This is a genomic window from Christiangramia fulva, from assembly GCF_003024155.1.
GTDB lineage: Bacteria > Bacteroidota > Bacteroidia > Flavobacteriales > Flavobacteriaceae > Christiangramia > Christiangramia fulva.
The window spans coordinates 3,224,280-3,250,820 of record NZ_CP028136.1; the positions used below are offsets into that span (position 1 = coordinate 3,224,280).

30 protein-coding genes are annotated in these 26,541 nt (G+C 39.9%); 12 read left to right on the forward strand and 18 right to left on the reverse strand.

Features of this window, described 5'->3' with window-relative positions; all coding sequences use genetic code 11:
- Nucleotides 1-126 precede the first annotated feature (126 nt).
- Complete coding sequence (locus C7S20_RS14335; RefSeq protein ID WP_107013121.1) at nucleotides 127-1,185, forward strand: AI-2E family transporter; 1,059 nt, start codon at nucleotides 127-129, stop codon at nucleotides 1,183-1,185.
- 33 nt (nucleotides 1,186-1,218) lie between these two features.
- On the opposite strand, the gene C7S20_RS14340 is transcribed toward C7S20_RS14335, so the two are convergent.
- Both C7S20_RS14340 and C7S20_RS14345 read right to left on the reverse strand, forming a co-directional pair.
- Nucleotides 1,219-2,304 (reverse strand): DUF6920 family protein, encoded by a 1,086-nt coding sequence (locus C7S20_RS14340; protein WP_159039944.1) that lies wholly within the window; start codon nucleotides 2,302-2,304, stop codon nucleotides 1,219-1,221.
- A 13-nt stretch (nucleotides 2,305-2,317) separates the two neighbouring features.
- The gene (locus C7S20_RS14345; protein ID WP_107013123.1) at nucleotides 2,318-2,899 is read right to left on the reverse strand and encodes an outer membrane beta-barrel protein; all 582 of its coding nucleotides are present in this window, start codon (nucleotides 2,897-2,899) and stop codon (nucleotides 2,318-2,320) included.
- Between the two features lie 165 nt (nucleotides 2,900-3,064).
- On the opposite strand from C7S20_RS14345, the gene C7S20_RS14350 reads away from it, so the two are divergent.
- The 3 genes from C7S20_RS14350 to C7S20_RS14360 all read left to right on the forward strand — a co-directional run bounded on the left by C7S20_RS14350 (nucleotide 3,065) and on the right by C7S20_RS14360 (nucleotide 7,283).
- Entirely contained in the window at nucleotides 3,065-4,339 is a 1,275-nt protein-coding gene (locus C7S20_RS14350) for an MFS transporter (protein WP_107013124.1), read from the forward strand.
- A 243-nt stretch (nucleotides 4,340-4,582) separates the two neighbouring features.
- On the forward strand, nucleotides 4,583-6,709 hold the full coding sequence (locus tag C7S20_RS14355) for an elongation factor G (protein ID WP_107013125.1): 2,127 nt from the start codon (nucleotides 4,583-4,585) through the stop codon (nucleotides 6,707-6,709).
- A 91-nt stretch (nucleotides 6,710-6,800) separates the two neighbouring features.
- Nucleotides 6,801-7,283: a PepSY-like domain-containing protein gene (locus C7S20_RS14360; protein WP_107013126.1), complete on the forward strand. Its 483-nt coding sequence runs from the start codon at nucleotides 6,801-6,803 to the stop codon at nucleotides 7,281-7,283.
- 11 nt (nucleotides 7,284-7,294) lie between these two features.
- Here the strand turns inward: C7S20_RS14360 and C7S20_RS14365 are convergent, their stop codons facing one another.
- Both C7S20_RS14365 and C7S20_RS14370 read right to left on the reverse strand, forming a co-directional pair.
- Nucleotides 7,295-7,747: a GNAT family N-acetyltransferase gene (locus C7S20_RS14365; RefSeq protein ID WP_107013127.1), complete on the reverse strand. Its 453-nt coding sequence runs from the start codon at nucleotides 7,745-7,747 to the stop codon at nucleotides 7,295-7,297.
- Between the two features lie 196 nt (nucleotides 7,748-7,943).
- Nucleotides 7,944-8,441: a VOC family protein gene (locus C7S20_RS14370; RefSeq protein WP_107013128.1), complete on the reverse strand. Its 498-nt coding sequence runs from the start codon at nucleotides 8,439-8,441 to the stop codon at nucleotides 7,944-7,946.
- A gap of 135 nt (nucleotides 8,442-8,576) precedes the next feature.
- Here C7S20_RS14370 and C7S20_RS14375 point away from each other — a divergent pair, with 135 nt between their 5' ends.
- The 5 genes from C7S20_RS14375 to C7S20_RS14395 all read left to right on the forward strand — a co-directional run bounded on the left by C7S20_RS14375 (nucleotide 8,577) and on the right by C7S20_RS14395 (nucleotide 11,932).
- A complete protein-coding gene (locus tag C7S20_RS14375; RefSeq protein ID WP_107013129.1) occupies nucleotides 8,577-8,975 on the forward strand; it encodes a hypothetical protein in 399 nt (132 codons plus the stop codon).
- A 145-nt stretch (nucleotides 8,976-9,120) separates the two neighbouring features.
- A complete protein-coding gene (locus C7S20_RS14380) occupies nucleotides 9,121-9,987 on the forward strand; it encodes a DMT family transporter (RefSeq protein WP_107013130.1) in 867 nt (288 codons plus the stop codon).
- A 49-nt stretch (nucleotides 9,988-10,036) separates the two neighbouring features.
- Nucleotides 10,037-10,402, forward strand: coding sequence for a cupin domain-containing protein (locus C7S20_RS14385; protein ID WP_107013131.1), 366 nt, complete (start codon nucleotides 10,037-10,039; stop codon nucleotides 10,400-10,402).
- A 4-nt stretch (nucleotides 10,403-10,406) separates the two neighbouring features.
- Nucleotides 10,407-11,171, forward strand: a complete 765-nt coding sequence (locus C7S20_RS14390; protein WP_107013132.1) for an SDR family oxidoreductase — start codon at nucleotides 10,407-10,409, stop codon at nucleotides 11,169-11,171.
- On the forward strand, nucleotides 11,171-11,932 hold the full coding sequence (locus C7S20_RS14395; RefSeq protein ID WP_227009017.1) for an SDR family NAD(P)-dependent oxidoreductase: 762 nt from the start codon (nucleotides 11,171-11,173) through the stop codon (nucleotides 11,930-11,932). The genes C7S20_RS14390 and C7S20_RS14395 overlap by 1 nt, the downstream gene beginning before the upstream one ends.
- Before the next feature lie 35 nt (nucleotides 11,933-11,967).
- Here C7S20_RS14395 and C7S20_RS14400 read toward each other — a convergent pair whose 3' ends face one another.
- Nucleotides 11,968-12,588: an SOS response-associated peptidase gene (locus C7S20_RS14400; protein WP_107013133.1), complete on the reverse strand. Its 621-nt coding sequence runs from the start codon at nucleotides 12,586-12,588 to the stop codon at nucleotides 11,968-11,970.
- Between the two features lie 123 nt (nucleotides 12,589-12,711).
- On the opposite strand from C7S20_RS14400, the gene C7S20_RS14405 reads away from it, so the two are divergent.
- Entirely contained in the window at nucleotides 12,712-13,914 is a 1,203-nt protein-coding gene (locus C7S20_RS14405; protein ID WP_107013134.1) for an acyl-CoA dehydrogenase family protein, read from the forward strand.
- Between the two features lie 119 nt (nucleotides 13,915-14,033).
- On the opposite strand, the gene C7S20_RS14410 is transcribed toward C7S20_RS14405, so the two are convergent.
- From C7S20_RS14410 to C7S20_RS14420, 3 genes are all read right to left on the reverse strand, one after another.
- Nucleotides 14,034-14,543, reverse strand: coding sequence for a DUF4251 domain-containing protein (locus tag C7S20_RS14410; protein ID WP_159039945.1), 510 nt, complete (start codon nucleotides 14,541-14,543; stop codon nucleotides 14,034-14,036).
- Nucleotides 14,544-14,638: 95 nt separating this feature from the next.
- A complete protein-coding gene (locus tag C7S20_RS14415; RefSeq protein WP_107013136.1) occupies nucleotides 14,639-15,508 on the reverse strand; it encodes a formate/nitrite transporter family protein in 870 nt (289 codons plus the stop codon).
- Nucleotides 15,509-15,589: 81 nt separating this feature from the next.
- Complete coding sequence (locus tag C7S20_RS14420) at nucleotides 15,590-16,066, reverse strand: nucleoside deaminase (RefSeq protein WP_107014251.1); 477 nt, start codon at nucleotides 16,064-16,066, stop codon at nucleotides 15,590-15,592.
- 188 nt (nucleotides 16,067-16,254) lie between these two features.
- Here C7S20_RS14420 and hpf point away from each other — a divergent pair, with 188 nt between their 5' ends.
- A complete protein-coding gene (hpf, locus tag C7S20_RS14425; RefSeq protein WP_107013137.1) occupies nucleotides 16,255-16,554 on the forward strand; it encodes a ribosome hibernation-promoting factor, HPF/YfiA family in 300 nt (99 codons plus the stop codon).
- A 79-nt stretch (nucleotides 16,555-16,633) separates the two neighbouring features.
- Here hpf and C7S20_RS14430 read toward each other — a convergent pair whose 3' ends face one another.
- Nucleotides 16,634-18,619 (reverse strand): aconitate hydratase, encoded by a 1,986-nt coding sequence (locus C7S20_RS14430; protein WP_107014252.1) that lies wholly within the window; start codon nucleotides 18,617-18,619, stop codon nucleotides 16,634-16,636.
- 146 nt (nucleotides 18,620-18,765) lie between these two features.
- Between C7S20_RS14430 and C7S20_RS14435 the strand changes: the two genes are divergently transcribed.
- Nucleotides 18,766-19,314: a hypothetical protein gene (locus C7S20_RS14435; RefSeq protein WP_107013138.1), complete on the forward strand. Its 549-nt coding sequence runs from the start codon at nucleotides 18,766-18,768 to the stop codon at nucleotides 19,312-19,314.
- A gap of 143 nt (nucleotides 19,315-19,457) precedes the next feature.
- On the opposite strand, the gene C7S20_RS14440 is transcribed toward C7S20_RS14435, so the two are convergent.
- The 9 genes from C7S20_RS14440 to C7S20_RS14480 form a co-directional block, all read right to left on the reverse strand.
- Nucleotides 19,458-20,174 (reverse strand): hypothetical protein, encoded by a 717-nt coding sequence (locus C7S20_RS14440; protein WP_107013139.1) that lies wholly within the window; start codon nucleotides 20,172-20,174, stop codon nucleotides 19,458-19,460.
- A gap of 81 nt (nucleotides 20,175-20,255) precedes the next feature.
- Nucleotides 20,256-20,822 (reverse strand): 4'-phosphopantetheinyl transferase family protein, encoded by a 567-nt coding sequence (locus C7S20_RS14445; protein WP_107013140.1) that lies wholly within the window; start codon nucleotides 20,820-20,822, stop codon nucleotides 20,256-20,258.
- Nucleotides 20,822-21,070 carry an acyl carrier protein gene (locus tag C7S20_RS14450; protein ID WP_107013141.1) on the reverse strand — a complete coding sequence of 83 codons (249 nt, stop codon included), beginning with the start codon at nucleotides 21,068-21,070 and terminating at the stop codon, nucleotides 20,822-20,824. Before C7S20_RS14450 ends, C7S20_RS14445 begins: the two co-directional genes overlap by 1 nt.
- 10 nt (nucleotides 21,071-21,080) lie before the next feature.
- Entirely contained in the window at nucleotides 21,081-22,355 is a 1,275-nt protein-coding gene (locus tag C7S20_RS14455) for a beta-ketoacyl-[acyl-carrier-protein] synthase family protein (RefSeq protein WP_107013142.1), read from the reverse strand.
- Nucleotides 22,352-22,798, reverse strand: coding sequence for a 3-hydroxyacyl-ACP dehydratase FabZ family protein (locus C7S20_RS14460; protein WP_107013143.1), 447 nt, complete (start codon nucleotides 22,796-22,798; stop codon nucleotides 22,352-22,354). The genes C7S20_RS14455 and C7S20_RS14460 overlap by 4 nt, the downstream gene beginning before the upstream one ends.
- Nucleotides 22,799-22,805: 7 nt before the next feature.
- Nucleotides 22,806-23,600, reverse strand: coding sequence for an enoyl-ACP reductase FabI (locus C7S20_RS14465; protein WP_107013144.1), 795 nt, complete (start codon nucleotides 23,598-23,600; stop codon nucleotides 22,806-22,808).
- Entirely contained in the window at nucleotides 23,594-24,646 is a 1,053-nt protein-coding gene (locus C7S20_RS14470) for a type III polyketide synthase (RefSeq protein WP_107014253.1), read from the reverse strand. The genes C7S20_RS14465 and C7S20_RS14470 overlap by 7 nt, the downstream gene beginning before the upstream one ends.
- Nucleotides 24,643-25,362 carry a methyltransferase domain-containing protein gene (locus C7S20_RS14475; protein ID WP_107013145.1) on the reverse strand — a complete coding sequence of 240 codons (720 nt, stop codon included), beginning with the start codon at nucleotides 25,360-25,362 and terminating at the stop codon, nucleotides 24,643-24,645. The genes C7S20_RS14470 and C7S20_RS14475 overlap by 4 nt, the downstream gene beginning before the upstream one ends.
- Nucleotides 25,359-26,483, reverse strand: coding sequence for an NAD(P)/FAD-dependent oxidoreductase (locus C7S20_RS14480; RefSeq protein ID WP_107013146.1), 1,125 nt, complete (start codon nucleotides 26,481-26,483; stop codon nucleotides 25,359-25,361). Before C7S20_RS14480 ends, C7S20_RS14475 begins: the two co-directional genes overlap by 4 nt.
- Between the last annotated feature and the right edge of the window lie 58 nt (nucleotides 26,484-26,541).

Sequence of the window (26,541 nt, forward strand, 5' to 3'; positions counted from 1 at the left end):
TTCTACATTCTAAGGCAAATTTGGGCACTTTTATTGTTTTATAACGAAAACACTTCGCTCTTTTTGATTTCTTTAATACTAACTGTTTGAAACATTTCCGATATTGAAATTTAAGAAATCTAAACAATGGTCTCACGAAAGAAGATTCTTTATACAGCAACAGCTGCTACCTTATTTATCTATTTTTTATTTTCAGGGCTTGCACATGCCAAAGGTTTTTTTGCACCACTCTTCGTAGCTGTAGTGCTTAGCCTTATAATGTTGCCCGCCTCCCAGTGGATGGAAAAAGGCATAAAAAGAACGCTCGCAGCAGTATTCAGCAGTTTAATTTTGTTTTTCATCTCCCTGGGCTTGTTGTTTCTAATCTCCCTTCAGGTGAAAAATTTTACTTCAAACTGGCCCCAGTTAAAAGAAAACCTAAAACCGAAAATAGAAAGGATCAAAGAATTTGCTATTAATAATACTCCCCTTACTCCCGAAAGACTAAAAAAGGTTGAAAAAAAAGCTGGCGAGATGATTAGTGGCAGTGGGGGAAGTGGCAATGTTAGTAAATTTATAATGGCATTACTCAGTACTTTGGCCAATTACCTGCTAACTTTTATATATGTCTTTTTTTTACTGGCTTACAGGCATATCTTTAAAGATTTTCTGATCAACGTATTTCCCCGGCACAAGCAGCCTAAAGTAAAACAGGTCATCAGTAAATCTGTTCATGTGGTACCTGAATATTTACGAGGAAAATTATTACTAATGGGAATCCTGGCGGTATTATATTCTATTGGCCTGGGGATTTCAGGAGTTAATAATTACATTCTGGTAAGCATCATTGCTGCCCTGCTCACAATAATTCCCTATTTGGGAAATATGATCGCTTTTAGCATGGCTGTTGTTTTTGGATTCCTTACGGGGGGAACCATTATGACCCTGGTTGGTATCTTCCTCACTTTTTCTGTCACTCAATTTGTGGAAAGTTATATGTTGCAACCATACGTAGTGGGCGACAAAGTAGATGTTCATCCATTTTTTGTGATTCTCGTGGTTATAATAGGAAATATTTTGTGGGGAATAATAGGAATGATCCTCGCGGTCCCGGTTATGGGAATAATCACAATGGTTTTACTGAATATCCAGGAAGTGAAACCGCTGGGAATTTTATTAAGCAAGGAAGATTTTTCAAAAGATTAGCAACTTTTCAGGAATTGAAAGATAAAAATCGTTTTATCGATATTCGATGCCTGTAATATTAAGGCTTAACCAGTGAAAATCACCGTTGGGAAGTATCCAGCTCACTTTGCTCCGGGAAGGAATTCTAAATTCTCCAAAATAATCACTTTGGATTGTTTCAACCAACCATTTTTCTTTTTTTGCCTCGGGACCACTGCTGTAATAACATTCGGCTTCAAAAGTTAGCAATTCTCCTTCTGAAGAAAAATGAAAGATACCCGATACTTCCTTTCCGTCCTGCCTGAAAATGGCTTTTGCCGAATTTTTATCAATTTCCTGCCAACTGATACTGTTGCTGAAGGCTGCAGTAGGAAACCAGCAAATTTCGCCTAAAAACCGGATCATCGTTCCAGAATTGATCTTTTCATTATCCTTTTCGTTTACCACCGGAAAAAAGTCCATGACTTTAATGAGCATGGCACCTTTTCCGTCCTTCAGTTTATCCCTCCCGGAAAGATAGATGCCGGGAAACATTTTAACCCTGGTTTTCCAGAGAAAGGAAGGTTTATTCACATTAAAAAACTCTTCAGCGATAAACGGCATCCACTTTCCCTCAGGTTTTGTTCTCATTTTACCATTCTGAAAAAGATGCACAGTGTTGATTTTTTTATTTTCCGAAGCTCCCGACCATTTCATCCAGGTTTGAACAATAGGAGGGAGGTCGGTAAGATGATTTTCCGAGATGACTTCTTCTTCAGAAATAGATTTTTGAAGCTCCATTTGCTTTATCTCAGCTTCGGTATTACTGTCGAACCCAAATTTTCCGATTGCCGGAATTATGAGAATCAGAAGGAAAATATTGAGGATCGTTCCAAATTTCGCATCACTCCAATTAATTATTATAAGAATTTGGGAGAGGAGGATACCCGCCATTGCCACAAAAGGCCACCAGGATATCTTTACCAAAAAAAGTATTTCCGAACCAATAAATATCAGGGAAGCTAATAACCAGAAGAAGCCTTCGGTTTTTGAAATGCTGAGAGATATTCCTGAAATTTCAGAAAAATGAAAAGCCTTCAGGAATCCCATAAAGTGTATCAGAGCGTGAATAAAAATAAGTATGCTTAGGAAAAACTTCATCGAGGTATGAAATTTAAAAACTCTTCGCAATGCCAATTCCGAAGAAAAGGTTATTCAGGTCAATTTTAGGATATATATCTTCCGAAGAAAAATCGGCAGAAAAACTGCGGTAACCAATCTGCGGCAAAAGACTAAAGCTGCCGAAATATGAAAAATCAAGGCCTGCAGCGATCTCCCAACCGGGTTGATGGTCGCTGCTGGCAATAGTATCGCCAGCCCCATTTTCCAATTCGAGATGCGTATAAATACCTCCCAGTCTTAAAAAATAGGAAAACGAAGGATCTGAAATAGGATGGCTGAAAATCACGCCAAAAGTGTAACCGGTCTCATCGATATCGATATTGCCTGTATCGGGAAGATTTTCTATTCTGTAGATGTTCCAGCCCCAGCCAGCATAAACCCCAAATGCAGAGGTGAATTTATAGGAAATACTGGCATCGAAACCAAATCCCGTATTAAATTTCTCGTTTTCGATTTTAGTAGTGGGAAAATTAAGATCGGGACGAAATTCAAAAGTCCATTTTTGCTGGGCCGTCAAGTTTAGGCAGCTAAAAAAAAGTAGCAGGCCCAGACCTAATTTTTTATTTATTTTCATGACAATCAAGACTTTAAAATTCTTATCCAAAGTAGCTTCAATTAGTTAAAAAAAACATGAGAAATATCAAGCTTTACAGCTTTCGTTTAAATATTATTCCAGCAGAAACTGTATTTTAAAAATCATACTTCCTAAATTTGATTTTCTGGAACTAAACCGAACTTTATGCCCAAAACCGATCCCTACGCTTCTCTGCGTTATGGAGAATTTCGAACTTATTTACTGGTGCGTTTCGCTTTTGTGTTTGCGAGAACCATGCAGTTTATCGTGATAGAATGGGAGGTTTATAAACTTACTAAAGATCCGTTTTCCCTTGGAATGATAGGTCTGATGGAGGTAATTCCCGCAGTTTCTCTGGCACTTTTCGCCGGGCATATTGTAGATCAGAAAGAGAAAAAAGGACTTCTTTTAAAATGTTTGCTGGGATTTTCAGTGATCAGCCTTGGCCTCTTTTTACTAACCTGGCCGCTAATAACCGCTGATCTGTCGCAACATTTCATTTTATATTCCATTTATTTTCTCATTTTCATTGGCGGCATTGTTCGGGCATTTTTAGGTCCCACTTATTTTTCGCTCTTTGCACTTATTGTTCCTAAAAAGGTTTATCCCAATGCCGCGACCTGGAACAGTTCAGTTTGGCAACTGGCGGCTGTACTCGGCCCCGCGCTTGCAGGCTTTAGCATTGACTGGATAGGTGTGCACTGGTCTATGTGTATCATATTCGGATTTTCTGCGCTTTCCCTGGGAGGGCTGACTCAGATTTCCAAAAAACCGATCCTTAATCCGAAGATCGGTGAACCGGTGATGAAAAGCCTGAAAGAGGGAGTGAAATATGTGTACGATACCAAAGTCATTTTTGGTGCGATTGCTCTTGATATGTTTGCCGTGCTTTTTGGAGGAGCAGTGGCCCTGCTTCCCATTTTCGCCCAGGATATTCTCAAGGTCGGGGCTGAGGGCTTCGGAATTTTAAGGGCAGCACCTGCTGTTGGCGCTGTGATCATCATGTTTACTTCGGCTTATTATCCACTGAATAAAAATGCAGGGATGAAATTACTGGCAGCGGTTTTTGGTTTCGGATTGTGCATCATTGCTTTCGGAATTTCAGAGATCTTCTGGATCTCTGTGATTGCACTTTTTCTTAGCGGTGTAACCGACGGTATTTCCATGGTTATCAGGCAAACCATTCTTCAGCTTAAAACGCCGGATCATATGCGCGGCAGAGTGTCTTCGGTAAATTCGATTTTCGTGGGCTCCTCTAATGAACTTGGTGCTTTTGAAAGCGGCCTTACCGCTAAGATCCTTGGGACAGTTCCCGCAGTTATTTTTGGCGGAAGTATGACTCTTTTAACGGTACTCGGAATGGGCGCCATCTTCCCCAGTTTTAGAAAACTGGACCTGAGAAAGGATATTGAAGAACATGAAAAAGAGGAAAATTCATAGATATTCTGTGAGTATTTCTGCTTTTTCCGAAGCACTTCAATGTCATTTTTTCCACCTCGACAGAACATTTTGCTGATCATTATCATAAAACCTTGTCTTCAGAATAAAATTGAAAGATTTTAGGTCAGGATTCTTTATCTTTAAGAGAGCAAATCCTGAATTTATGAAAATCACCGTTTTTATAGCCTTTCTTCCAGGAAATTGCCGAATTCAACAAGTGTCCATCCAAAAAAACATTCAAAAATGAAAATTTATGATGACAAACACATCAAAAACATAGTCTTTGTTGGTGCGCATAACAGCGGTAAAACCACTCTGGCCGAAACCATGTTATTTGAAGCCGGTCTTTTGAACCGAAGAGGAGCGGTAGAATCGGGAAATACTGTTTCAGATTATCACGAAATAGAGCATCAAAAAGGATATTCGGTATTTGCGACGCCGCTCCATACCGAATGGCGCAATTACAAGATCAATATTATCGATACCCCCGGCCTGGATGATTTTATAGGCGAGATCATTTCTTCCATAAGGGTTGCAGATACCCTGGTTACCGTTCTTAGTGCACAGCAGGGAGTAGAGGTGGGCACAGAGATCATTTGGAGCTATATCGATAAATATCGCAAGCCTTCGTTGTTCGTGATCAACCAAATAGATCATCCCAGCGCGAAATTCGAGGAAAGCTTTAAAAGTATAAAAAGCCTTGTGGGCAACAATGCCATAAAAGTTCAATATCCGCTTGTTATAAATGGTTCTCAGTGCATAGTAGACGTTTTAAAAATGAAAATGTATAAATTTTCTGCGGAAGGAGGAAAACCTGAAAAGCTCGAAATTCCGAAGGACCAAAAAGAAACGGCGGCTTACCTTCATAATGAACTGGTTGAAAAAGCAGCTGAAAATGATGAGGAATTGATGGAATTATTCTTTGATAAAGGCACGCTTAACGAGGACGAAATGCGAAAAGGGATCAAAACAGGAATGCTTAATCATGAACTTTTTCCGGTATTCTGCATGTCTGCATTAAACGATATGGGTAGCGGAAGATTGATGGGTTTTATAGATAATGTAGTGCCTTCGGCAGCCGATCTTGAACCGGAACAAAGTACTGAAGGTAAAGACATTTTTCCGAAAAAGGAAAAACCTGTTGCGCTCTTCGTTTTTAAAACCGTTCATCAGCCAAACCTGGGACAACTAACCTTCTTTAAAGTTAAAAGAGGAGAGGTAAAAGCCAATGACAAACTCGTTAATTCCCGAAATGGCGAAACCGAAACCCTTAATCAGCTTTTTATCATGGATGGGAAAGAGCGGAAACCCGTGAATAAACTAAGCCTGGGTGATATTGGCGCCACTCTGAAATTAAAATTTACGGAAACCAATGACACGCTTTCAGAACCCGGTCATGAGGTGGAAATAAAACCTATTCAATACCCACAACCCAGGTATCGAAAAGCAATTTCAGCGGTCAATACTAAAGATGAGGAAAAACTCAGTGAAGCCTTAAAGAAGATCCATAGCCAGGATCCTACGGTGGTCGTATCTTATTCTAAAGAAGGAAAGCAGCTTATCGTGGCCTGCCAGGGAGAATTGCAACTGGCAATAATCGAATGGATGCTCAACAATATTTATGGAATTGAAGTAAATTTTGAAAAGCCGAAAATCGCTTTCAGGGAAACCATACAGCGTTCATCAACTGCGAATTACCGACATAAAAAACAATCGGGAGGAGCTGGGCAATTTGCCCAGGTGCATATGAAAATAGAACCCTGGCAGGAAGGAATGCCCGAACCTGAGGGGTTCAGTATTCGTGGAAAAGAAGAAGTTGATCTTCCCTGGGGCGGGAAACTTATCTTTTACAATTGCATCGTGGGAGGAGCGATAGACCAGCGTTACCTTCCATCTATTATGAAAGGCATTCTGGAAGTGATGGAGGATGGGCCACTTACCGGTTCTTATATCCGCGATGTTCGGGTGATGGTCTATGACGGAAAAATGCATCCTGTAGACTCTAATGATATTTCCTTTAAAATTGCTGGAGCCCATGCTTTTCGGGAAGCTTTTTTAAATGCGAATCCCAAATTATTGGAGCCCACTCTGGAATTAACCGTAAAAGTGCCGGAAGATATGGTAGGAAACATAATGACCGACCTGCAATCCAGAAGATCGATCATAAAAGGGGTGGATAGTACTGAAAATTATCAGATTTTAAAATGTATCGCTCCTGAGGCTGAATTGTTTGGTTATTCTACCGATCTGCGTTCGCTTACCCAGGGAAGGGCTACGTTTAAATCAAGTTTTTCATCTTACCAGCCTGTGCCCACAAATATTCAAAATGAACTGGTAAAAAAAGGCGGACTTGCAAAAACTGAAGTTTAATTCTTAAAATAATCATTTAAATAAATTTATGATTTCATTGACGCCCTACTTCTAAAGGTCTTTTTAGCTTAGTATTTCAAATGTTCAGATTATGAAAAAATTCTATTTGATAATGCTAGGCATTCTTTTGATAGGCCTAAGCGGTTGCAAGGAGAAAACGACATTGCAGGCAAAGAAGGTGGTGAAAAATACTGAATCTGGGCTTCCCTTGCTCGTGGCACAGGCTTTTGAAGAAAAATATCCCGATCAAAAAGCCACCTCCTGGAAAAAGGACGATTTAGGCTATTGGGAAGTTATTTATGAAAAAGACGGGAAAAAATATCATGCCGATTTCACCATTGAAGGTGCCTGGATAGATACTGAAAACAGCATAAAAAAAGAGGAATTGCCTGATGCGGTGAAGAAAACCATAGAAGAGAAATATCCCGACCTGGAGTTAGTAAGAATAGGTCATGTGGTGAGCTCCCGCCACGAAAGCGATTTTTATGATGTGGAATTTCGAAAGGAAGAAAAGGAAATGGACGTTGAAATTAAGGAAGACGGCACTGTAATCACGGTGAAAGAGAAAAGCTAACCAGTACTAACTCAAAAAAGCAGCTTCTGGAAACAGAGGCTGTTTTCCATTTTATCATAGGGCGGATAGTTGGCTATACGGCTGTAATTATTGCGATGATATAAGCCAACGGCCTCGATCTGTTTTACGCCGGTTTCTAAAATACATTTCTTATAACCCAGCTCCCAGGCCCATTTTTCGAGTTCCCTTAAGATAAGACTCGCATAACCTTTATTTCGTTCCCTCGGCAGTACGAACATCCGTTTAATTTCCATCACTCCGGCTTCATATTCCTTTATAGCTCCACAAGCCACTGCAGTTTCATCATTGTAAAGAACAACCACGTATTTAAGTTTATCAATTTTATTGAACTGGTCGTAAAAGTCATGTTCATCGCCATCTCTAATAGCCAGGTCAGCATCGAGCTTCTTAACAAGATTTCGGAAATCCTGATTAGAAGAATTAGTGCGAATGCTTCGTATCATTTGAATTTTTCTTCAAATTTAGAAGGAAAAGAAGAAATGTTAAAGGTTATTATTCTATTGTTTTCCCGAATTGCCCGGTTTGAATTCATAGATCAAATTTACCACTGTATTCCGGTGGCTACTGGAAATTTCTGGGGACGCTAGTCATAGGCATCCGCCACATATTTTATTCTTTCTATAACTTTCAGTAGAAACATTAAAGGGCCTTGTCAATTTCCGTCAGTAAATCCTGAAGATCGAGTGGCCGAGTGTACATTTCCAATGATCCATCCGGTTTTTTAGGCCATTCTTCGCGAGGCCGGTCCCAGTAGAGTTCCACGCCATTTTGATCGGGATCATTTAAATAAATAGCTTCTGAAACTCCGTGATCTGAAGCACCGGTAAGCGGATAATTCGCCTGCCTTAATCGCTGAAGTGCAATTGCTAAATCTTTGCGGGTAGGATAGAGGATTGCCGTATGAAACAGGCCGGTTTTATTCATAGGTGCAGGCCCGGAATTTTTACTATACCAGGTATTTAGTCCGATATGGTGGTGATAACCTCCTGCCGAAATAAAAACCGCGTCTTCACCGTAGCGTGTGGTAATTTCAAATCCCAACAGACCACAGTAAAAGTCAAGGGCTCGTTCAAGATCTGAAACTTTCAGATGAACATGGCCTATTCTCGTTTTTGCAGGAACCTTATAATTTTCCATAGCTTAAATTAAACATTTTCATTAAGATTAAGAATGTGGGATTTCGGTAATTCTTTTTTTTTCAGGCAATTGATTTATATCATAAATATCGAAATTAACTCTGGCTATATTTAGAAAACAGAAAAAATTAAGATCATGAAAGTAAAAATTTTAGTAGTAACCTTCGCAGGATTATTGATTTTCATAAGCTGTAATCAAAACAAAACCGTGAATTCAATCCTGGAAAATGAGGAGACCAGAAATGAAATTTTCGGTTCTATTATTGACAATCCTGAGTATATGAGCGATTTCCGAAATTATATGCTGGAGCATAACAGCGGTTCTAATATGATGATGGGAGGTTCCATGGGCGGAATGAACCATTCTGAAAACATGATGAACATGCAGGACAGCACAGCCATGATGCAGTCTTTTATGAATAGACCTGGAATGATGGCAAATATGATAGAGATGATGCACACCAGGGGAATGATGAGTGATGAATGTATGACTAAAGCCATGTCTGCCATGAATAATATGCCTGAAAAACAATAGTGTTTAGTATTCATTTTGGAAAATAATTGAAGGATTAAATTTTTTTGAAAACCGAAAAGATTTATAGGCTGATATGGATTTTCTATGATTTTTTGAAAAAAAATATTCTCCAAAAGAGTAGTTTCGCGCCTTCGAGAAGATATTCATGACAAAAAAAGCGATCTACGCTGTAGTAATTTGTGCGCTCATTGCCGGTACCAACGGCGTCTTTATCAAGGAGATGACCAGTATGTCAACTGGCCTGATCGCCTGGTTTAGAGCCGTGGTTCCTGTTTTGTTCTTATTACCCGCTGTTTGGCGAAAAGGAGGTTTGGAATTAAAAGGAAATTACAAGCATATGATCCTGGCTTCCTTTATCAATGCCGGCCGGATGTTCCTCTACTTAATTGCCTATAAATATACCTCTATAGGGAATGCGGTAGTGCTTTTCTATTCTTATCCGATTTTTGTAACGGCAATTGAAAGCCTTTACTACAAAAAACCTATTCATAATCAACAATGGTTATTCCTGTTCCTGGCCTTTACCGGAATTTTGGTTACCTATGCCGGAAAACCTTTCAGTTTTGAATCTGATGACTTTATTGGGATGCTCGCTGCTTTGGGAGCGGCAGTAGGTTATGCGATTACCGTAATGATGTTTAAAAAGGAAACCCATAATTACAGCCAGAATCAGATTGTTATGTATCAGAATATTGCCGGGGCAGTCGTCTTTTTGCCTTTTTTATCGGGCCTTCCTTCAGCAGAAATCAGCCATATGGGAATTGGCCTGGTTTACGGACTTGTAATTGGAGTAGTAGTTTTTAAATTATTTTTTTTCGGCCTCAAATTCCTTCCTGCGGCTACTGCTACCTCGCTGATGTACCTGGAGGTCGTCAGCGCTATTTTATTCGGATATTTAATTCTGAATGAGAAACTGAGCTGGAATACCTATGTTGGCGGAGCTTTCATACTTATCAGCAGCTTTTATATCTCCAGGTTAAATCGAAAACAGTCTCAGTTTCAGCCAGATTAGATTAACGGAAATATCCTTATCTTTTTTTCAGTTTAAAAATAAATCGAAAATGATAAAAAAACTGAACTGGGATACCATTCCCGTTGAAAAGGTTACCGATAAGATGGAACGCCAGCTGGTCTATGGCGAAAAAGTTATGGTCGCGAAAATGAAATTCAAAGATGGTTTCCTGGTGCCTCAACACAGTCATATTAATGAACAGGTGACCAGTGTGCTTTCAGGAACAATCCGCTTCTGGTTTGGTGAAAACAAAGAAGAAACTGTAGATTTGAATGCCGGTGACGTAATCGTGATCCCGCCAAATTTGCCACACGAAGCCCTGATGATCGGCGATGTGGAAGAAATTGATACCTGGGCGCCCATTCGTAAAGACTGGCTGGATGGCACCGATACTTATTTAAGAAACGACTCGTAATTTTATGGATTTAGGATTAAAGAATAAAATAGCATTTGTGGCAGCTTCAAGCCAGGGTCTAGGCAAAAGCGTTGCCATGGAACTGGCAGGCGAAGGAGCAAAGGTGATCATTAACGGCCGCGATAAAGACAGGCTTGAAAAAACAAAGAAAGAAATTACTTCGGCCTTTAATACCGAAGTAACCGCCCTCGCAGGCGATCTTTCTGATGCTGATGATCGCGAATGGATTGTAAAGGAAATAATTTCAAAATACGACCATATTGATATACTGGTTACTAATACAGGAGGTCCACCTTCCGGAAAATTCGAAGATCTTGAGCAGGATGACTGGGATAAGGCCTATCAGCTTTTACTTGCGAGTGCAGTTTCAATCATCCGTAGTTTTATTCCCGGGATGAAACAGCAAAAATGGGGAAGGATTATCAGTATTACTTCTCAGGCGGTCAAACAGCCGGTCGACAATCTAATTTTGTCCAATTCGGTTAGAGCTTCGGTGGTGGGGCTCAATAAAACCCTCGCCAGTGAACTTGGCGCTTACAATATCACCGTTAATAATGTAATGCCCGGATATACCAATACCAACAGGCTTAAAAGTTTGATAGATAAAAATCCGGAGGTGGAAAACGCCAAAAAGGAAATTCCTTTGGGTCGTTTTGGTGAACCTGAAGAGTTTGCCGCGGCCGTTGCGTTTCTTGCCAGCGAAAGAGCAAGCTATATTACCGGAATTTCGATTGCTGTTGACGGTGGATGGATCAAAAATATTCTGTGATGATGCAATTAGACCTGAAAGGAAAAAATATTCTGTTAACGGGAGCCTCAAAAGGAATAGGGAAGGGGCTTGCAGAATTTTTAATGGAAATGGGCGCCACTGTGGCCATTCATTATAACAGCCATAAGGCTTCTGCGGAAGAACTGGTTAGAAAATACGATACAAGTTCTCAAATTTTCCAGGCTGACCTCGAAAAGGAATCTGAAGTTTTCAGGCTTTTTGAAGAAGTCACAACCGAATTTGGAAAAATTGATGCTATTATTCTGAATGCCGGAGTTTTTCTAAAACATTCCACCGAACAATCTGCTGAAGAATGGCTGAAAACATGGAAAAAAACGATCAATATTAACCTGAATTCCGTTGGAATCTTAACAAAGCTGGGGATCGATCATTTTAGGGAAAAGGGTGGAGGCCGATTCATTTATATCGGCAGCCGGGCAGTTTTTCGCGGCGAAACTGAAGAATATCTCGCGTATGCAGCATCTAAAGGCGGATTAACTTCTCTGGCGCGATCGGTTGCACGTTCGTTTGGGAAGGAAAATATCAAATCTTTCGTGGTTTCTCCAGGCTTTACACGAACCGCGATGGCTGAGCAGTTTATCGAGCAATATGGCGAAGAACGTGTTTTAAAGGAAATCGCTTTGAACGAACTCACTAAACCTGAAGATCTGGCACCCTTGGTCGGACTCATGTGCAGCGGACTCATGGATCACGCAACAGGAGCGACCATTGATGTGAATGCCGGAAGTCATATTAGATAAGCCTGACAATGTCATTCTTTACTTCTTCCAGGACCTTATAACACTGGCTGAGCTTTTAATTCCACCTCATATGGGAACGCAAACTTTTGCAGGTCTTCGCCGGCAAGCCAGGATTTGGTATCCTGCTTTTTAAGAATCACCGGCATACGCTTTTTGGTATTGTGTATTTCACTCATCAATTCATTCGCCTCGGTGGTAAGTATGGAATAAGATTTCAGCTGATGTTTGGTCTGCGGATTTTCCCAAAAGGAATAGATCCCTGCAAAAGCGAAAATTTCCTGATCTACCGGCTGAATAAGAAATTTCTGTTTTTCCCTTCCTTTAGAATCCAGCCATTGCCATTCATAATAACCGTCTGCTATAACCAGGCATCGATTATTAACTGAATTTCTGAATGCAGGTTTTTCGCTTGCGGTTTCAATTTTAGAATTCAGGGTCATTTTTTTGATCTTATCATCCTTTGCCCAGAACGGAATTAATCCCCAGTGGAACATATCTATTTCACCGCGATTTTCGTCTATGATCACCGGAGTCTCTGAAAATGTAAAGGCATTGATCTCATCCTGAGGCGTGTATTTTTCAGGTTCAATAAATCTCGCGTCCAGTGATCTTTCCAGGGCAGAAAGTTTAGAATTGAGTTTGGTTCTGTAGCACATGAATTTTGGCTTTGTTTAAAATTAAACAATATTGAGGAACTTTATTTTTCCTTTTATTTATGGTTACCTTTAGAATTGAAGAAGGATTTTATTAAAAGTCAATAAATCAAATGGCCAGCTCGTATGTTACAAAATGTTTTATTAGAACGCGAAATATACGCATCAGAAGAACATAAAATGATGCAAAAGATGATTCAGGATTTCATTAACAATGAAATGCTTGATCAAATGGATGAATGGGAAAAAAACGGCATGGTGAACCGGGAGATCTGGGAACGTGCCGGGGAATTGGGATTGCTATGTATCGATATGCCTGAGGCATATGGTGGCAGCGGATTCGATTTCAGTTTTAGCGCTTTATTTATTGAAGAGTTGGCCAAAAAGGGAGTTACCGGTCCGGGTTTTTCATTACATTCAGATGTGGTTGCGCCATATCTTTTAAAATATGGTACTGAAGCTCAAAAACAAAAGTATCTACCCGCCATGGCTACAGGAAAAATGATCACCTCACTTGGTATGACAGAGCCTAACTGCGGTAGTGACCTTCAGGCTATCACAACAACGGCGGTAGACAAAGGAGATCATTATCTGGTAAATGGGCAGAAAACTTTCATTACTAATGGCTGTATGTGTGATATGTCTTTAGTAGCCGTAAAAACCGGAAAAGGAACAGAGAATGAAGGCATCTCTTTATTGATCATAGAAAGTGATTCAGAAGGTTTTACCAAGGGAAAACCACTCAAAAAAATTGGGATGAAAGCCCAGGACACCTGTGAATTATTCTTCGATAATGTTAAGGTTCCGAAAGAAAATTTATTAGGTGAAGAAGGTTCAGGTTTTAAAATTATGATGACCGAATTGGCCAGAGAGCGCCTTATAGTTGCGCTGAATGCTATTGGCGGTGCAGAAGGAGCCATAGAAAATACCATTGAATACACTTCAACAAGAACCGCTTTTAAAAAACCGATTGCCTCATTCCAGAATACACAATTTAAACTTGCCGAATGCGCCACACAATTACAGGTTCACCAGACATTTTTAGATCGTTGTACCATATTAGTTTCAAAACATCAATTAACAGCTGAAAGTGCATCAATGGCGAAATATTCAGCAACCGAAATGCACAATAAAGTTGTGGATGAATGTCTGCAGTTATTTGGAGGTTATGGCTATATGTGGGATTATCCAATTGCACGTATGTATGCCGATAATAGAGTTGCCAGAATTTATGCCGGTACTAATGAAATTATGAAAATTCTCATTGTTCGGGGTTTGTTTAAAGAGTTGTTCCAACAAATGAAGGCTGATAGAAAAGCCAGGCAATAGCTAATAAATGGGATAAACAGGCATCGTTCCAAGATTATATAATTGCACTATAATTTATATTATGTAAAATAGAATTTATTCTCGCTTAAATTAGGTTTTGCTCTAATCTCACCAAACTTCTACTCCTGTTCTTTCCATTCATGTACATCACCACGATACGAAATTGCATCCCTATCAGAACTGTTTACATTGGTCACCGCATTTTTATTTCCGTATAGAGTAATTCTGAAATCCAGGTTTTCGCTTCCCTGATCTGTTTCAAAAGTTATTACGGTATTATCTTTTTTATCCTTGCCAAACTGAAGGTTTTCAGGAATTCCCTCGAATTTGAATCCGCCTTCGCTATTATAACCACCTCCGGAATATCTTACTCCAAAATACGGCAGATAAACCATCACACTGTCATTAACAAATCTTATATAATTGGTGTTACCGATCAAATTAATCTGTGAGCCTCTTAAAGGAGCTGCCCAGTCATTCTCAATTTCAAAATGACGACTTTGAACAAGTTTCTGCAGATTTTCATTTTCATCAGCGTTTATATTTCTGCCGCTTCCGCAGGAAAAAATTAAGGCCAGAGTGAAAATTGCTACCAATCCTTGCAGTGCTAAAGTTATTTTATTTTTCATCCTCATCTTCTTCATTTTTTAATTATTCACTTATTAATCTACAAATTTCAGGCCTTACCGATATGAATTTTATTATATGTTTTAAATTTTTGATATCAAATATTTTTAATGTTGAAGACAAATGCCCTGTATTTCAGCAAGGCCACGAAAACGGTGGCTCCAACGGCATTCCCTATGATCGATAAAAACAGGGTTTTCAGGTAAATAAAGAGATCAATATCAGGTGAAACAAGCATCCCGCTGAAAATTTCAATATTTCCTATAATACTGTGATGTAAACCGGCAAAACCCATGACAGCAGTGATAAGATAAATAATAAAGATCTCGCCTATGGTTTCTCTTGAAGAGGTCACCAGCCAGGAAAGTAGCCCCATTAACCAACCGGCAAGCACAGAGCTTATAAAAATGGTATAAAATTCAAAATCACTGAAGTGTTGACCAATTTTAGCCACATCAGCTTCCGTGAAAATTCCCAGCCTCGGTCCTATCCACACCAGGGTGAGTGAAATTAAGATTCCGCCGGTGAGATTTCCGAGTATTACAAGTCCCCATATTTTGAAAAGACTAAGAACGCTCCTTTTATTGCTAAGAACAGGCAAAGTCAGTAAAGAGGTTTGTTCAGTAAAAAGAATGGATTGCCCAAGGATGACCAGTATAAATCCAACCGGATATACAAAAGCAATAAGTTTAAAAAGGGCTTTTTCGGGAAAATAACCACTGAAAAAATGAAAAACGGTGCCTATCAGCAAAAAACTGAACCCCATTTCAAGGCCGGCAGTAAAAGAACTTAGAAGAATACTTCTTGAATGACGGTCATAAGTTTCACAACCTTCAATGATCTGCTGCCTGAGAATTTCGCCGTGAGTCTTGGTTTTGGTTTTATCTTCACTTTTAGAAGATCCGATCTTCTGGTCGACTTTCTCCTGTTTTTTCTTTTTAATTTCTTCTTTTTTGGCCTCTGTCATAGTATAGTTTAGGAATAATAAAATCCGGCAGAATTTTCATCCTCGCCGGATCATATGGAAATCAAAATCTTTAAAATATAATTATGTTTTTAAATTTTCTTTTCTGGCGGCTTTCAAAACCTGAATTGCTTCTTCCCTGCATAACTGTATCATTTTAAATTCATCATGCCTTTGATGAGGATCAGAATTCCTATACATGCCACTGTAGGAAAAACCTCGAGTTACAGCATCCTGTGCCGAGGCACCAAAGTAAATATAATCAAAATCTGCCCAATATGCCGCACCCAGGCACATCATACAGGGCTCACAGCTGGTATAAAGAACACATCCGCTCAATTTCCGACTCTTAAGTTTCCTGGAAGCCTTGCGAATGGTACGTAAAATGGCGTGTTGAGTGAAATCGCCGGTGCAAATTACTTCACTACGGGCTTCGGCAATGATCTCTTCACCTTTGGTTACTACAGCACCAAAAGGCTTTCCATTATCCATATCTCTTCCCTCCCGGGCTAAATGAATGGCCCGGCTCATCATTCTTCGTGGAAAATCCTTTGGTATCATAGTATAATTAAGATAAGGCTTATGTACCTTCTGGAATAAGAATTTTACACATAAATTGCTTTTTACCATTGATTTTAAGGTTAAGCCGCGTAAAGCACAATTTCTTCTTAAATATTTGCTAAAACTGCCTCCACCCATTTGATATGGAATAATATTTAAGTTTATTTAGAGAAAATAAATTAGATACTATGGAAGCAATATTTGAATTTGTACAATTGGATAAGAGCGAAAACCTTGAATCTTTCACACAGAAAAAATTGAACAAGCTGGAGAATAAATATAATTGGATTGTACGGGCAAATGTCTTCTTTAAAAGGGATGAAAATCAGAAACCTGACGGATATATTTGTGAAATAAAACTGAGTGTTCCTGGACCAGAGATCTTTGCTCAATCTAATGAAAATTCTTTTGAAGCTGCGATCGCCCAAACGGTTAGCGATCTTGAAAGACAATGCAGTAAACGCAAAGCCAAAATGACCTCTCATTAAGAATTATCAGAATATTTTAAAAAACCTTCCGATTTTCAGCGGAAGGTTTTTTTATTTACCCTAAAGAAATATTTGCTTTTTAAGCCTTCAGGTTCTGCTCCTCCAGTCTTTCTTTAAATTCATTAATAATTCCGCCTTTAAGAAGAATATTCACCTGTCGTTCACTCATGCTGTGAGTGGTTTCTATTTCAACATCTTCTCCTCCTTCTTTATGAATAGTCACTTTCACAGGATTATTTTCCCGCACATCATCTTTAAAGTTTTTCAGAATGATGATGTCTCCCTGCTCTATTTTGTCATAATCTTCTTTATTAGTAAACTCCAGTGGAAGAATACCGAAATTCACCAGATTTTGCCAGGCAATACGAGCGTATGAATTGCCAATTACGGCGACCTGACCGAGATATTTTGGAGCCAGTGCGGCATGTTCACGGCTGGAACCCTGCGCGTAATTATCGCGCGCCACCACTACATGACCTCCATATTCGTCCCTGGCTTCCATTGCACGGTCATAAAAACTTTCATCGATCACCGAATAGGAAAATTTGCTAATTTCAGGTAAGTTACTTCTAAAAGGCAGTACCTCTGCCCCTGCCTTTAGTATTTCATCAGTTGAAATATTATCACCCATTTTCAGCAAAACAGGAACTTTATATTCATCTTTAATAGCTTTAATTTCAGGAAGTGTCGCGATATTCGGACCTTTTTTGAGTTTTATATCAGTCCCGTCTTCAGGTGGCGCAACAAGCATTTCGGTATTGATAATTTCAATTTCAGGATATTCAAATTTCGGATATTTCATTCCGTAAAGTTTTTCCAGGTCACGCGGATCGGTGATCTTACCTGTTAAGGCTGAAGCGGCTGCAGTTTCAGGACTACAGAGATAGACATTATCATCTTTTGTTCCTGAGCGATCTGGAAAATTTCGTGGCATGGTCCTTAAACTAATGGTATCTGAGGCCGGAGCTTCGCCCATACCTATACATCCCATACAACCAGACTGGTGGAAACGGGCGCCAGCTTTAATGAGATTGGCAAAAGCCCGATTTTCTATCATATTCTGGATCATTTGCCTGGAAGTTGGATTGATATCAAAAGAAACATCATTATTCACCGCTTTATCTTCTACAATGGCCCCTGCGATCCAGAAATCCCTTAAACCGGGATTGGCTGAAGAGCCTATCACTACCTGACTGATCTCCCTTCCTTCCACTTCGCGAACCGGCACCACATTTCCAGGGCTGGTTGGCTTCGCAATTAAAGGAATAAGCTCATCAAGGATTATTTCATCTTGAAGATCATATTCGCAACCTTCATCGGCAATGAGTTCTGTCCAGTCTTCTTCACGTTTTTGAGCTTTCAGAAATCTTTTTGTCTCTTCATCACTTGGAAAAACGGTGGTTGTCGCACCTAATTCAGCCCCCATATTGGCAATTACATGCCTATCCATCGCGCTGAGCTGCTTAAGGCCTTCGCCGTAATACTCGATCACCTTCCCTACTCCGCCTTTTACGTCATACCTTCTAAGCATTTCAAGAATGATATCTTTTGCGCTTACCCAATCGGGTAGTTTACCGGTAAGCTTTACCCCCATCACCTGTGGCATTTTTACATAATATGGCTGACCGGCGATCGCGGCTGCAACATCCAGGCCTCCAGTTCCAATTGCCAGCATTCCAAGGGAACCACCTGCAGGGGTATGACTATCTGAGCCTACCATTGTTTTTCCAGGTTTTCCAAATCTTTGCATATGCACAGGATGACTCACACCATTCCCCGGCCTGCTGTACCAAATACCAAATCTTTGGGCGGCAGAATGAAGAAAAAGATGATCATCGGCATTTTTATAATCGGTTTGAAGCAAATTGTGATCTACATATTGTACTGCGACTTCTGTCTGGGCTTTTTTTAAACCCATCGCTTCTAATTCCAGCTGCACTAGAGTTCCTGTAGCATCCTGCAGTAGTGCCTGGTCTATTTTTATCCCTATCTCGTTTCCCGGTTCCATTTTACCTTCGAGGAGATGGCTTTTTATGAGTTTTTGGGTGACATTAAGTTTAGCCATAATTATGAAGATTTTATTTTTTAAGTTACTATGATTTGCAGAAAACCTCTTTGGCTTTAACAATATCTTAGCCTAAGAACTGAGATTTTTTCACCAAATTAAGCCTTGTTCAAAATTCAAATTTCTTTTAAACTTAAAAACAGAACATGGATCCAATAGTAAAAAGAGCCATTGTAGGAGGGCTGGTTTCAACTATAGTGATGGGAACGGGAACTTTTATCCTTGGCCAGATCTCCGGCTATAAGGCCATGGAACTTCTTAAGAATTCCCTTTCGGGAATTAACATGTTGTGCAACACGGTGATCCTGGGCTCGACTACCATACTTGCGCTAATGCTTACTTTATTAGGGCTGAGCCGGGGATCTGATTCTAACCTGCATAAAAAACATTATAAAAATGTGCTTACCATCGCCAAAGCCGATACCATCCTGATCATTGCGGCGGTGATCACTTTTTTAATGCTGAATTTACCTATTAGTCAATCTGAAGAAGTTAAAAGGTCCTGGTACCAGATCATTTACTATGTTAGCCTAGGAATGGCATCGATTCTTGGCGGCGGACTTATTGCGGTAGTAACCATGCTCTACGGAACCATTTCTAATGTAATTCTTATTGTAGGTCTTGGAGTGACCGATCATCCGCTGGTTTCTACTGAAGATGCAAAAGAATCTGAAGAAAATTCTAAAAATCAATAAAAAAAGGCTGTTCTGAAGTATCCTGGTTTCTGACGGATGAACTGAATTCAAGGTTCATCAGGTTCAGAAAAGATCTTTCAAAACAGCCCTGAAAAAAAATTACTCTTAAATATAATTAATAAATTCCATATTTTCAATTCAAATCAGCTTTTACCCAGCGAATTCAAAATATCTATCTGGTGGCCTTCCTCAAGGTTAAAACCTGGTTTTCCTTTTCTTGGAAATAAATAGGTAAACGGAGTATCGAATGCCGCCCAGCTTTCAGCAAGGCCATAATCGTTGTTATCATTTTTCTTTTCGGGACGATGAAATGTTCGCAGATCAGAATCATATTTTGATCCTACCGCATCATCTCCCGGAAACAACATTCCATCATTAATATCTGAATATACCACCACTGAAGCTCCTTCGCTGCCGGGAAGGTCAAAAATATTGATGCCAAAACCGGTAAGCACCGGATCTTTTGCCGTGATATCCTTAGTTTTGAAATTATCTTTAAAATTATTTCTTGGATGCGCATAAATTGCGGCTCCTCCGGCATCCTCAGAAATAGTTTTTAAATCGGCATAAGCCGTTTTTAAAATTCCGTCGCAGGTGATCAGTATTCCTTTTATATTATATCCTTCCTCCACAAGTCTTTTCACGGCATCTTTCGTAGCGTCTTCCACTACATCGATAAGCAGCATATCCCTTCGGTTCAAATGCCTGATGGCATATCCCTGATTAAAATAACCGTTTTCTTCTTCTCCTTTGATGATAAAAGTATCGGGAATAAGTTTAAGAAACTTACCTTTTTCTCCCTTTTGAATAAATTCGGCCGTTTGGCTGTGAAGTACCTCCATTTTATCTACTGTCTTCATAAAAAAATAATTTTGATTGTTCTTTGAATATACAAAATGAAGCTGCGCCGGTCAAACGCTTTTTTATTTGTTTAACTGCTTTTAGGACTTAATTAACGGAAAAACCAGCGCCGCCAGATTCCCGTCGTGGCTAATGGAAACAGGTAGAGTTCCGGTTGAATCTTTCAGGTGAAAACTGGGAATTTTAAAAGTATTTTTTTCAACGGAAATCTCGATGCCAGGTAAGAATTTCCTGGAAATCAAAGATGAAAATCTCGCTTTATAATCGCTGTTTTTCGAATAGAATTTCAGAAAAAACTGGATGTTATCTTCTGCGGAAGCAATGCTGTGAATATAAATTTTTGAAAATTGAGTTTTTGAATGATAAATTTTTCCAAAGGCACGAACAATACCAGATTTCAGATCATCTGAAGGAAAACATTCAAATTTTACAGGGTTGAGTTTAGGAGGTGAATTTGTTTCCCTCTGGCGTGCCTTATAAGCAGCTTCCTTCATTGACCAGATCGTCCAAAAAGTTTTCTCAGGATAATCGCTTTCGTCTATAAATTTTTCTTCTCCCGGGGTAAAAGCTTTCTTTCGAAATCGAGCATTTAATAATCTTGAATTTTTAGAGGCTGCTTTAAAATCAATAAGATCGTTCCCGATCATCAGGCAAGTTTTTGTTGAATGATCTTTTTCGCATCGCCCACCGTTTGCATACCTTCCATAGAATCATTGTCTATTTCAATATCGAATTCATCTTCAACATCAAGCACCACGTCAACAAGATTTGCAGAATTTATCTCCAGGTCCCCGATAAAACTAGTACTTTCCCTGAAATTTTCCAGACCTTCAGGTCTTTGTACGTAAGGCTGAACTATTTTTTTTAAACGGCTAATTATTTCTTTTTCACTCATTTTTGAGGATTTAAGCAATATACTTTTTAAAGATAACAACCGCATTTACATCACCAAAACCAAAACTCGCTTTTGCTATAGTTTTAACCTCTGTTTGAAGAGTTTCACGCGGAATATTTTCTGAAGTAATTAATTTTACAATCTCCGGATGCAGATCTTCACAGTTAATATTCGGAAAAATAAAGTTGTCAGATAGCTGAAGAACAGAAGCGACACATTCTATACTTCCCGATGCACTAAGGCAATGGCCGGTCATTCCTTTGAGAGAATTGATCAGCGGAAAATCTTTTCCCTTTCTGCCTAAAGCATTTACCCAGTTCTTAATTTCAGTCACATCTCCTTTCGTTGCAGTCAAATGGCCGTTAATTCCGTCAATTTCATCCTTTTTAAGAGAGCAATTTTCAAGCGCCTTCACAATACATCGCTGCACGGCTTCATCATTGGCTGCGGTCATGCTGCCTCCTCCCCTTTGGCCGCCGCTATTTATTTCTCCGCCCAGGACTTCCGCATAGATCTTTGCGCCTCGCTTTTTAGCCGAATCCAGATCTTCAAGAAGCAAAGCGCCCGCTCCGCTTCCGGGAACAAATCCCGCTGCTGATTCACTCATTGGCCGCGAAGCTTTTTCAGGCGTGGAATTATAATTAGCAGGTAGAATTCGCATGGCATCAAATCCTCCCCATACATAAGGTCCATCATCAGCGCAACTTCCTACCAGCATTCTTTCTGCTTTTCCGCTGCTAATCCTGTCAAATCCCATTAAAAGAGCTTCGGTACCCGTAGTACAGGCAGAAGAATTGGTAGTTACCTGATTGCCACATCCTAAAATTCCTCCTAAATAAGCGCTTATTCCGCTCGCCATGGTCTGTAAAACGCTGGTACTGCCAAGCCTGCGGGTTTTACCTTCATCTATAAGATGAATCGCCTCTCTGAATTTATCTACCCCAAGAATACCAGTTCCAAAAATAATCCCTGAATTCCAGTCGGGTTTTTCCTTCTCTTCTATAAGCAATCCGGCATCTTTCCAGGCGTCTTTTCCGGCGATCACTCCATAAAAAATTCCGCTGCTGTTCAATCCGCGTAACTGCAAAGGGGAAAAATATTCCTGCAGCATTTTTTCAGAAATTTCGGGCTTACCTCCTATCTGGCATTTGAATTTCAGCTTTTCGAGTTCAGGAAAGAAACGGATTCCGCTTCGGCCTTCCCGAATCGCATTCCGAAAATCAGCCAAACCCACCGCATTGGGAGATGCAACACCCATTCCCGTAATTACCACTCTTCGTTTCATGAATTTTTTCTTAAGATCATTCCGGCGAGATTGCCCGTACAAACTTTTTCATCTTTTTCATTATACATCACTACTTCACAGCGTAATTTATTAAACCGAAAATATTTCTTTCGGGAAATCACTTTAACGGTCTCACCCGGATAAACGGGTTGAAGGTATTCAACTTCAGCAGAGGTCATGGCCAGTTTGGGCTTTTGCTTTAATTCACCCTCCTTATTCAGAAGAAAAATTCCCAGGCACACAAGACCTATCTGCGCCATGCATTCGGTAAGGATCACGCCCGGAGTAACAGGATAATCCTTAAAATGGCCTTTATAGAAATCGAGTTTTTCAGAAAAAGTATAGGTTCCGGAAACAGCATTTTCATCGATATCGAGTAGCCTGTCCACGAAAAGAAAAGGCCTGGAATAGGGCAAGAATGATAGTATTTCTTCTTTATTCACAGGCGATTTACATTAGATGTTCACCGCCGTTCACAGGAATAATAGAACCGGTGATCCAGCTCGCCTCGTCCTTGCTGAGAAGATATACCGCATTAGCGACATCGTTGGGCACAGTTAACCTTCTAAAAGGATTGTGTTTAAGCGCGTGTACCCTTAGGGTTTCGTTTCCGGGAATCATCTGGAAAGATCTGGTTACGGTGATACCTGCCTGTATGCAATTCGCTCTTATCCCATATGGTGCAAGCTCCAGGGCCATACTGCGAGTGATGGCCTCCAGTGTAACCTTTGCTGCAGAAACCGCGGCATAATTCTTCCAGGCTTTTTTGTTGCCGTCACTGGTAAAAGAAATTATTCGGGCATCCTTTGCGAAAAGATTTCTTTTAAATATTGCCTGTGCCCAATCGTAAAGGCTCAAGGCCATCGCATCTATGGTTAACTTGAAATCTATATTTTCAAGGTTTGGCTCATCGCCGGTCATAGGTTTTAAATTTCCTTTGGCAATACTGTGAAGCAGGGTTCTGATTTTACCATTTTCACCCAGGATTTCAGTGATTTTATTAACCAGATCTTCCCTGTTTTCCTGCTGAACGGCATCAGAATTAAAACTTTCGAATTTTACCCCCGATTCCCTAATTTCGTCAAAAGCTTCTTCGATATCGGGAATTTCAGACCTTCTGTCGCGATGGATAATAATGATATTCATCCCGTGTTTTGCCAATTTTCGCGCGCTGGCATAACCCAGGCCGCTGCTGCCGCCAAGTATTAACGCCCAGTAATTCGTATCTTTAAATTCTGCTACCATTCCAGTAAAATTCTTTGAGCTGAAAATCCGGGACCAAAACTCAGCATCATCCCCTGCTCTCCTTTTTGAAGGTCTCGTTTGTAAAAACGTTCCAACACATAAAGTACAGTGGCGCTGCTCATATTTCCGTATAGTTTTAACACTTCCCGGGTATCATCTATATTCTTCCCTAATTTACCAAAAAGTTCAGAAACCGTCTGCACGATCTTTTTTCCTCCTGGATGAAAGATCAAATGATCTAATTTTTCTATGGAAGAACCATGTTTTTTGAGAAAAGGATGAATGATTTCTGGAAAATGTTGGGATATGGTTTCGGGAACGGCAGGATCGAGGATCATTTGCAAGCCTCCATTAGTAAGATCAAAACCCATCAAATGAGTAGCGTCATAAAAATGATACATCTCTTCGCCCAGAATTTTAGGTCCTTCAATATTTTCTTCTGAAGATAACAGCACACAGGCCGCGCCATCCCCAAATATTGCCGCGCTAACCATATTGGCCATACTGTAATCATCCAGCTGAAAAGTTGCCGTAGGACTTTCTACGGCGATTACAGCAGCTCTTTTTCCCGGATTGGATTTCAAAAAATTGTAGGCATAGATCATCCCTGAAATACCCGCGGCGCACCCCATTTCGGTCACCGGAAGCCGGGTAATATCCTGCTTTAGCTGAAGTTCGTTTATAAGGTATGCATCTAGTGAAGGGATCATGATACCCGTACAGCTAACGGTTATAATAAAATCTAAAGAAGAAGCATTCCATCCGGCGCTCTTCAGGGATTTTTTTAATACCTCACGGCCAAGTTTCTTTACTTCGCGCACGTAGATATTATTTTTTTCTTCAAAAGAAGTATTTGTAAAAACTTCTTCGGGATCCATTATGGAATAGCGCTTATCTACTCCGGCTCCTTCAAAGATCTTCAGTACTTTTCGCCGGAACCTGTCATCCTGACCTTCCAGCCAGCTTTCAGCCAGGGGAAGAATTTCATCAGTAGTTCTAGAATAAGGTGGTAGTTCTTTTTCAATTCCGGCAATTTTTACATTCATATAATTCTTTTTTTCACAATCCACAGATACCTGAAGGCCCATTCCCAGCTAATAAAATGTTCAGCAGGCGGTAGAAATTTTTTATAGTTTTCGAGATCTTTTCTTTTAAAACCACGCAAAATCGAGGTTAAACCATCTTTTCGCGCAATTTCATTATTGATAAAAACACTGCAGAAAGCCTGAAAAGACCGGTAAGCAAAGCTACTGCGGTGAAGGTCATTGATCACCACACCAATTTTTGACTGATCGTAAAAATAGTTCATCAGTTCTATTAATTGTTCATCTTTAAAATGATGCAGTGTAAGCGTACAAATAACCATATCGAATTCAAGATTTCTGAATTCAGGCTCAAAAACATCGATAGAAAGATACTTTATTTCTGAAAAATGCGAAGATTGTTCGCGCGCAATTTCAACAGCATAAGGATTAGCATCGATCCCCGTAAGGGAAAAGCTATAATCATGCGTTCGCCCCCATTTTGCGAGATGCCTAAGAAAAGCTCCATTACCGCAACCAACATCGGCAATGTTTATTTCCTTTTTATCAATACCGGACAGCAATTTTTTCAAACCTTTGATACTGATCCTGTCCCCTCCTAAAAGTTTGTTTACCCTGTTAAGATCCTGTAAAGTTTGGCGTAGTTCACTGCCTTTCAGCTCAAAATCATCCATGATCTCGGGCGCATCGGTACGCACAGCGGTATTGATCTCTTTCATGCGATAGGATTTCCGTGGGTTTGTTTTACAATTGCCGGCATAATTCCGGGAAAAAGATCGATGATCTGCTGTGAAAAATAAGTAGCTGAATGGTTCATCAAAATCTTTTGAAGCAGCCTGCCGGCGAACATTCTTCCGTTAAATTGTTCTTTCCACCGCTCCTCATAATTCTTTTCAACTGAAGCCCTTTTAATGTCTTTTCTTTTGAAAAATTCCAATAAGACTTCTGAGGCGATTTTTGCACTATGTATAGCCATTGCCATTCCATTTCCGCAGAGTGGGTGAATAAGACCCGCGGCATCGCCAAGCATGATCACATGATCTTTTATTTGCTCTTTTGAATGGAAATTTATCTGTGCAATCGTCAGTTCTTTTTGAAAGCTCATCTCTGAATTACTGAAAAATTCCTTGAGGTACCTGTTTTTCATAAGAACATTTTTCTGAAAATCAGCAGTATCCCTGTATTTTTTAAAACTTTCAAAAGTAGCCAGGTAGCAGGCGTTTACTTCCCCGTTTTCAATTTTTGAAAGCCCGCAGTAACCACCATTGAAATTATGAAGAGCCACAAGATCATCGGGAAAACTCTTATTTTTGTAATGTGCCTTTACCGCCAGCCAATTGGAGGCTTTTTGCTGAAAACGGCGATCGAGTTTGCGATCCAGTAAAGATCTTTTTCCGAAAGCGCCCAGAACAAAATCGGCCTTAAGAATAAGGCCATTATTCAGTGAAACACTAAAGGTTTCGTTTTTATATTCAATATTTTCAACGCTTTCATGAAGAATTTCACAACCCAACTCGCGGGCCTTCTGAAAAAAATAATTGTCAAGTGTATACCTGCTAATTCCAATTCCACCAAGATCCAGTTGAGCATCGATTTTCTTACCCTCTGTGGTGCTAAATTCCAGGCGGGAGATTTCTTTTGGACCTAAACTAAAAATATCTAATCCCAGTTTTTCCAGATAAAGCTTTACTTCTGCGGAAAGGTATTCGCCACAAACTTTATGGTGCGGGAATTCATTCTTCTCAATAAGTAACACCTTGAGTTGATGCCGAGACAGATGAATAGCGGCCGTAAGTCCGGCCAGTCCCCCACCAACAATTATTATTTGGGTTCTACTCATTGGTCAAAAAAATATGAATAAAAAAGCCGACCAGGTATTTTAGCCGACTTTCTTAAAT

Excerpts from the sequence above, each read along its gene's own strand:
- C7S20_RS14335 (WP_107013121.1), top strand. The coding sequence starts at position 127 with ATGGTCTCACGAAAGAAGATTCTTTATACAGCAACAGCTGCTACCTTA.
- C7S20_RS14340 (WP_159039944.1), bottom strand. The coding sequence starts at position 2,304 with ATGAAGTTTTTCCTAAGCATACTTATTTTTATTCACGCTCTGATACAC.
- C7S20_RS14345 (WP_107013123.1), bottom strand. The coding sequence starts at position 2,899 with ATGAAAATAAATAAAAAATTAGGTCTGGGCCTGCTACTTTTTTTTAGC.
- C7S20_RS14350 (WP_107013124.1), top strand. The coding sequence starts at position 3,065 with ATGCCCAAAACCGATCCCTACGCTTCTCTGCGTTATGGAGAATTTCGA.
- C7S20_RS14355 (WP_107013125.1), top strand. The coding sequence starts at position 4,583 with ATGAAAATTTATGATGACAAACACATCAAAAACATAGTCTTTGTTGGT.
- C7S20_RS14360 (WP_107013126.1), top strand. The coding sequence starts at position 6,801 with ATGAAAAAATTCTATTTGATAATGCTAGGCATTCTTTTGATAGGCCTA.
- C7S20_RS14365 (WP_107013127.1), bottom strand. The coding sequence starts at position 7,747 with ATGATACGAAGCATTCGCACTAATTCTTCTAATCAGGATTTCCGAAAT.
- C7S20_RS14370 (WP_107013128.1), bottom strand. The coding sequence starts at position 8,441 with ATGGAAAATTATAAGGTTCCTGCAAAAACGAGAATAGGCCATGTTCAT.
- C7S20_RS14375 (WP_107013129.1), top strand. The coding sequence starts at position 8,577 with ATGAAAGTAAAAATTTTAGTAGTAACCTTCGCAGGATTATTGATTTTC.
- C7S20_RS14380 (WP_107013130.1), top strand. The coding sequence starts at position 9,121 with ATGACAAAAAAAGCGATCTACGCTGTAGTAATTTGTGCGCTCATTGCC.
- C7S20_RS14385 (WP_107013131.1), top strand. The coding sequence starts at position 10,037 with ATGATAAAAAAACTGAACTGGGATACCATTCCCGTTGAAAAGGTTACC.
- C7S20_RS14390 (WP_107013132.1), top strand. The coding sequence starts at position 10,407 with ATGGATTTAGGATTAAAGAATAAAATAGCATTTGTGGCAGCTTCAAGC.
- C7S20_RS14395 (WP_227009017.1), top strand. The coding sequence starts at position 11,171 with ATGATGCAATTAGACCTGAAAGGAAAAAATATTCTGTTAACGGGAGCC.
- C7S20_RS14400 (WP_107013133.1), bottom strand. The coding sequence starts at position 12,588 with ATGTGCTACAGAACCAAACTCAATTCTAAACTTTCTGCCCTGGAAAGA.
- C7S20_RS14405 (WP_107013134.1), top strand. The coding sequence starts at position 12,712 with ATGTTACAAAATGTTTTATTAGAACGCGAAATATACGCATCAGAAGAA.
- C7S20_RS14410 (WP_159039945.1), bottom strand. The coding sequence starts at position 14,543 with ATGAAAAATAAAATAACTTTAGCACTGCAAGGATTGGTAGCAATTTTC.
- C7S20_RS14415 (WP_107013136.1), bottom strand. The coding sequence starts at position 15,508 with ATGACAGAGGCCAAAAAAGAAGAAATTAAAAAGAAAAAACAGGAGAAA.
- C7S20_RS14420 (WP_107014251.1), bottom strand. The coding sequence starts at position 16,066 with ATGATACCAAAGGATTTTCCACGAAGAATGATGAGCCGGGCCATTCAT.
- hpf (WP_107013137.1), top strand. The coding sequence starts at position 16,255 with ATGGAAGCAATATTTGAATTTGTACAATTGGATAAGAGCGAAAACCTT.
- C7S20_RS14430 (WP_107014252.1), bottom strand. The coding sequence starts at position 18,619 with ATGGCTAAACTTAATGTCACCCAAAAACTCATAAAAAGCCATCTCCTC.
- C7S20_RS14435 (WP_107013138.1), top strand. The coding sequence starts at position 18,766 with ATGGATCCAATAGTAAAAAGAGCCATTGTAGGAGGGCTGGTTTCAACT.
- C7S20_RS14440 (WP_107013139.1), bottom strand. The coding sequence starts at position 20,174 with ATGAAGACAGTAGATAAAATGGAGGTACTTCACAGCCAAACGGCCGAA.
- C7S20_RS14445 (WP_107013140.1), bottom strand. The coding sequence starts at position 20,822 with ATGATCGGGAACGATCTTATTGATTTTAAAGCAGCCTCTAAAAATTCA.
- C7S20_RS14450 (WP_107013141.1), bottom strand. The coding sequence starts at position 21,070 with ATGAGTGAAAAAGAAATAATTAGCCGTTTAAAAAAAATAGTTCAGCCT.
- C7S20_RS14455 (WP_107013142.1), bottom strand. The coding sequence starts at position 22,355 with ATGAAACGAAGAGTGGTAATTACGGGAATGGGTGTTGCATCTCCCAAT.
- C7S20_RS14465 (WP_107013144.1), bottom strand. The coding sequence starts at position 23,600 with ATGGTAGCAGAATTTAAAGATACGAATTACTGGGCGTTAATACTTGGC.
- C7S20_RS14470 (WP_107014253.1), bottom strand. The coding sequence starts at position 24,646 with ATGAATGTAAAAATTGCCGGAATTGAAAAAGAACTACCACCTTATTCT.
- C7S20_RS14475 (WP_107013145.1), bottom strand. The coding sequence starts at position 25,362 with ATGAAAGAGATCAATACCGCTGTGCGTACCGATGCGCCCGAGATCATG.
- C7S20_RS14480 (WP_107013146.1), bottom strand. The coding sequence starts at position 26,483 with ATGAGTAGAACCCAAATAATAATTGTTGGTGGGGGACTGGCCGGACTT.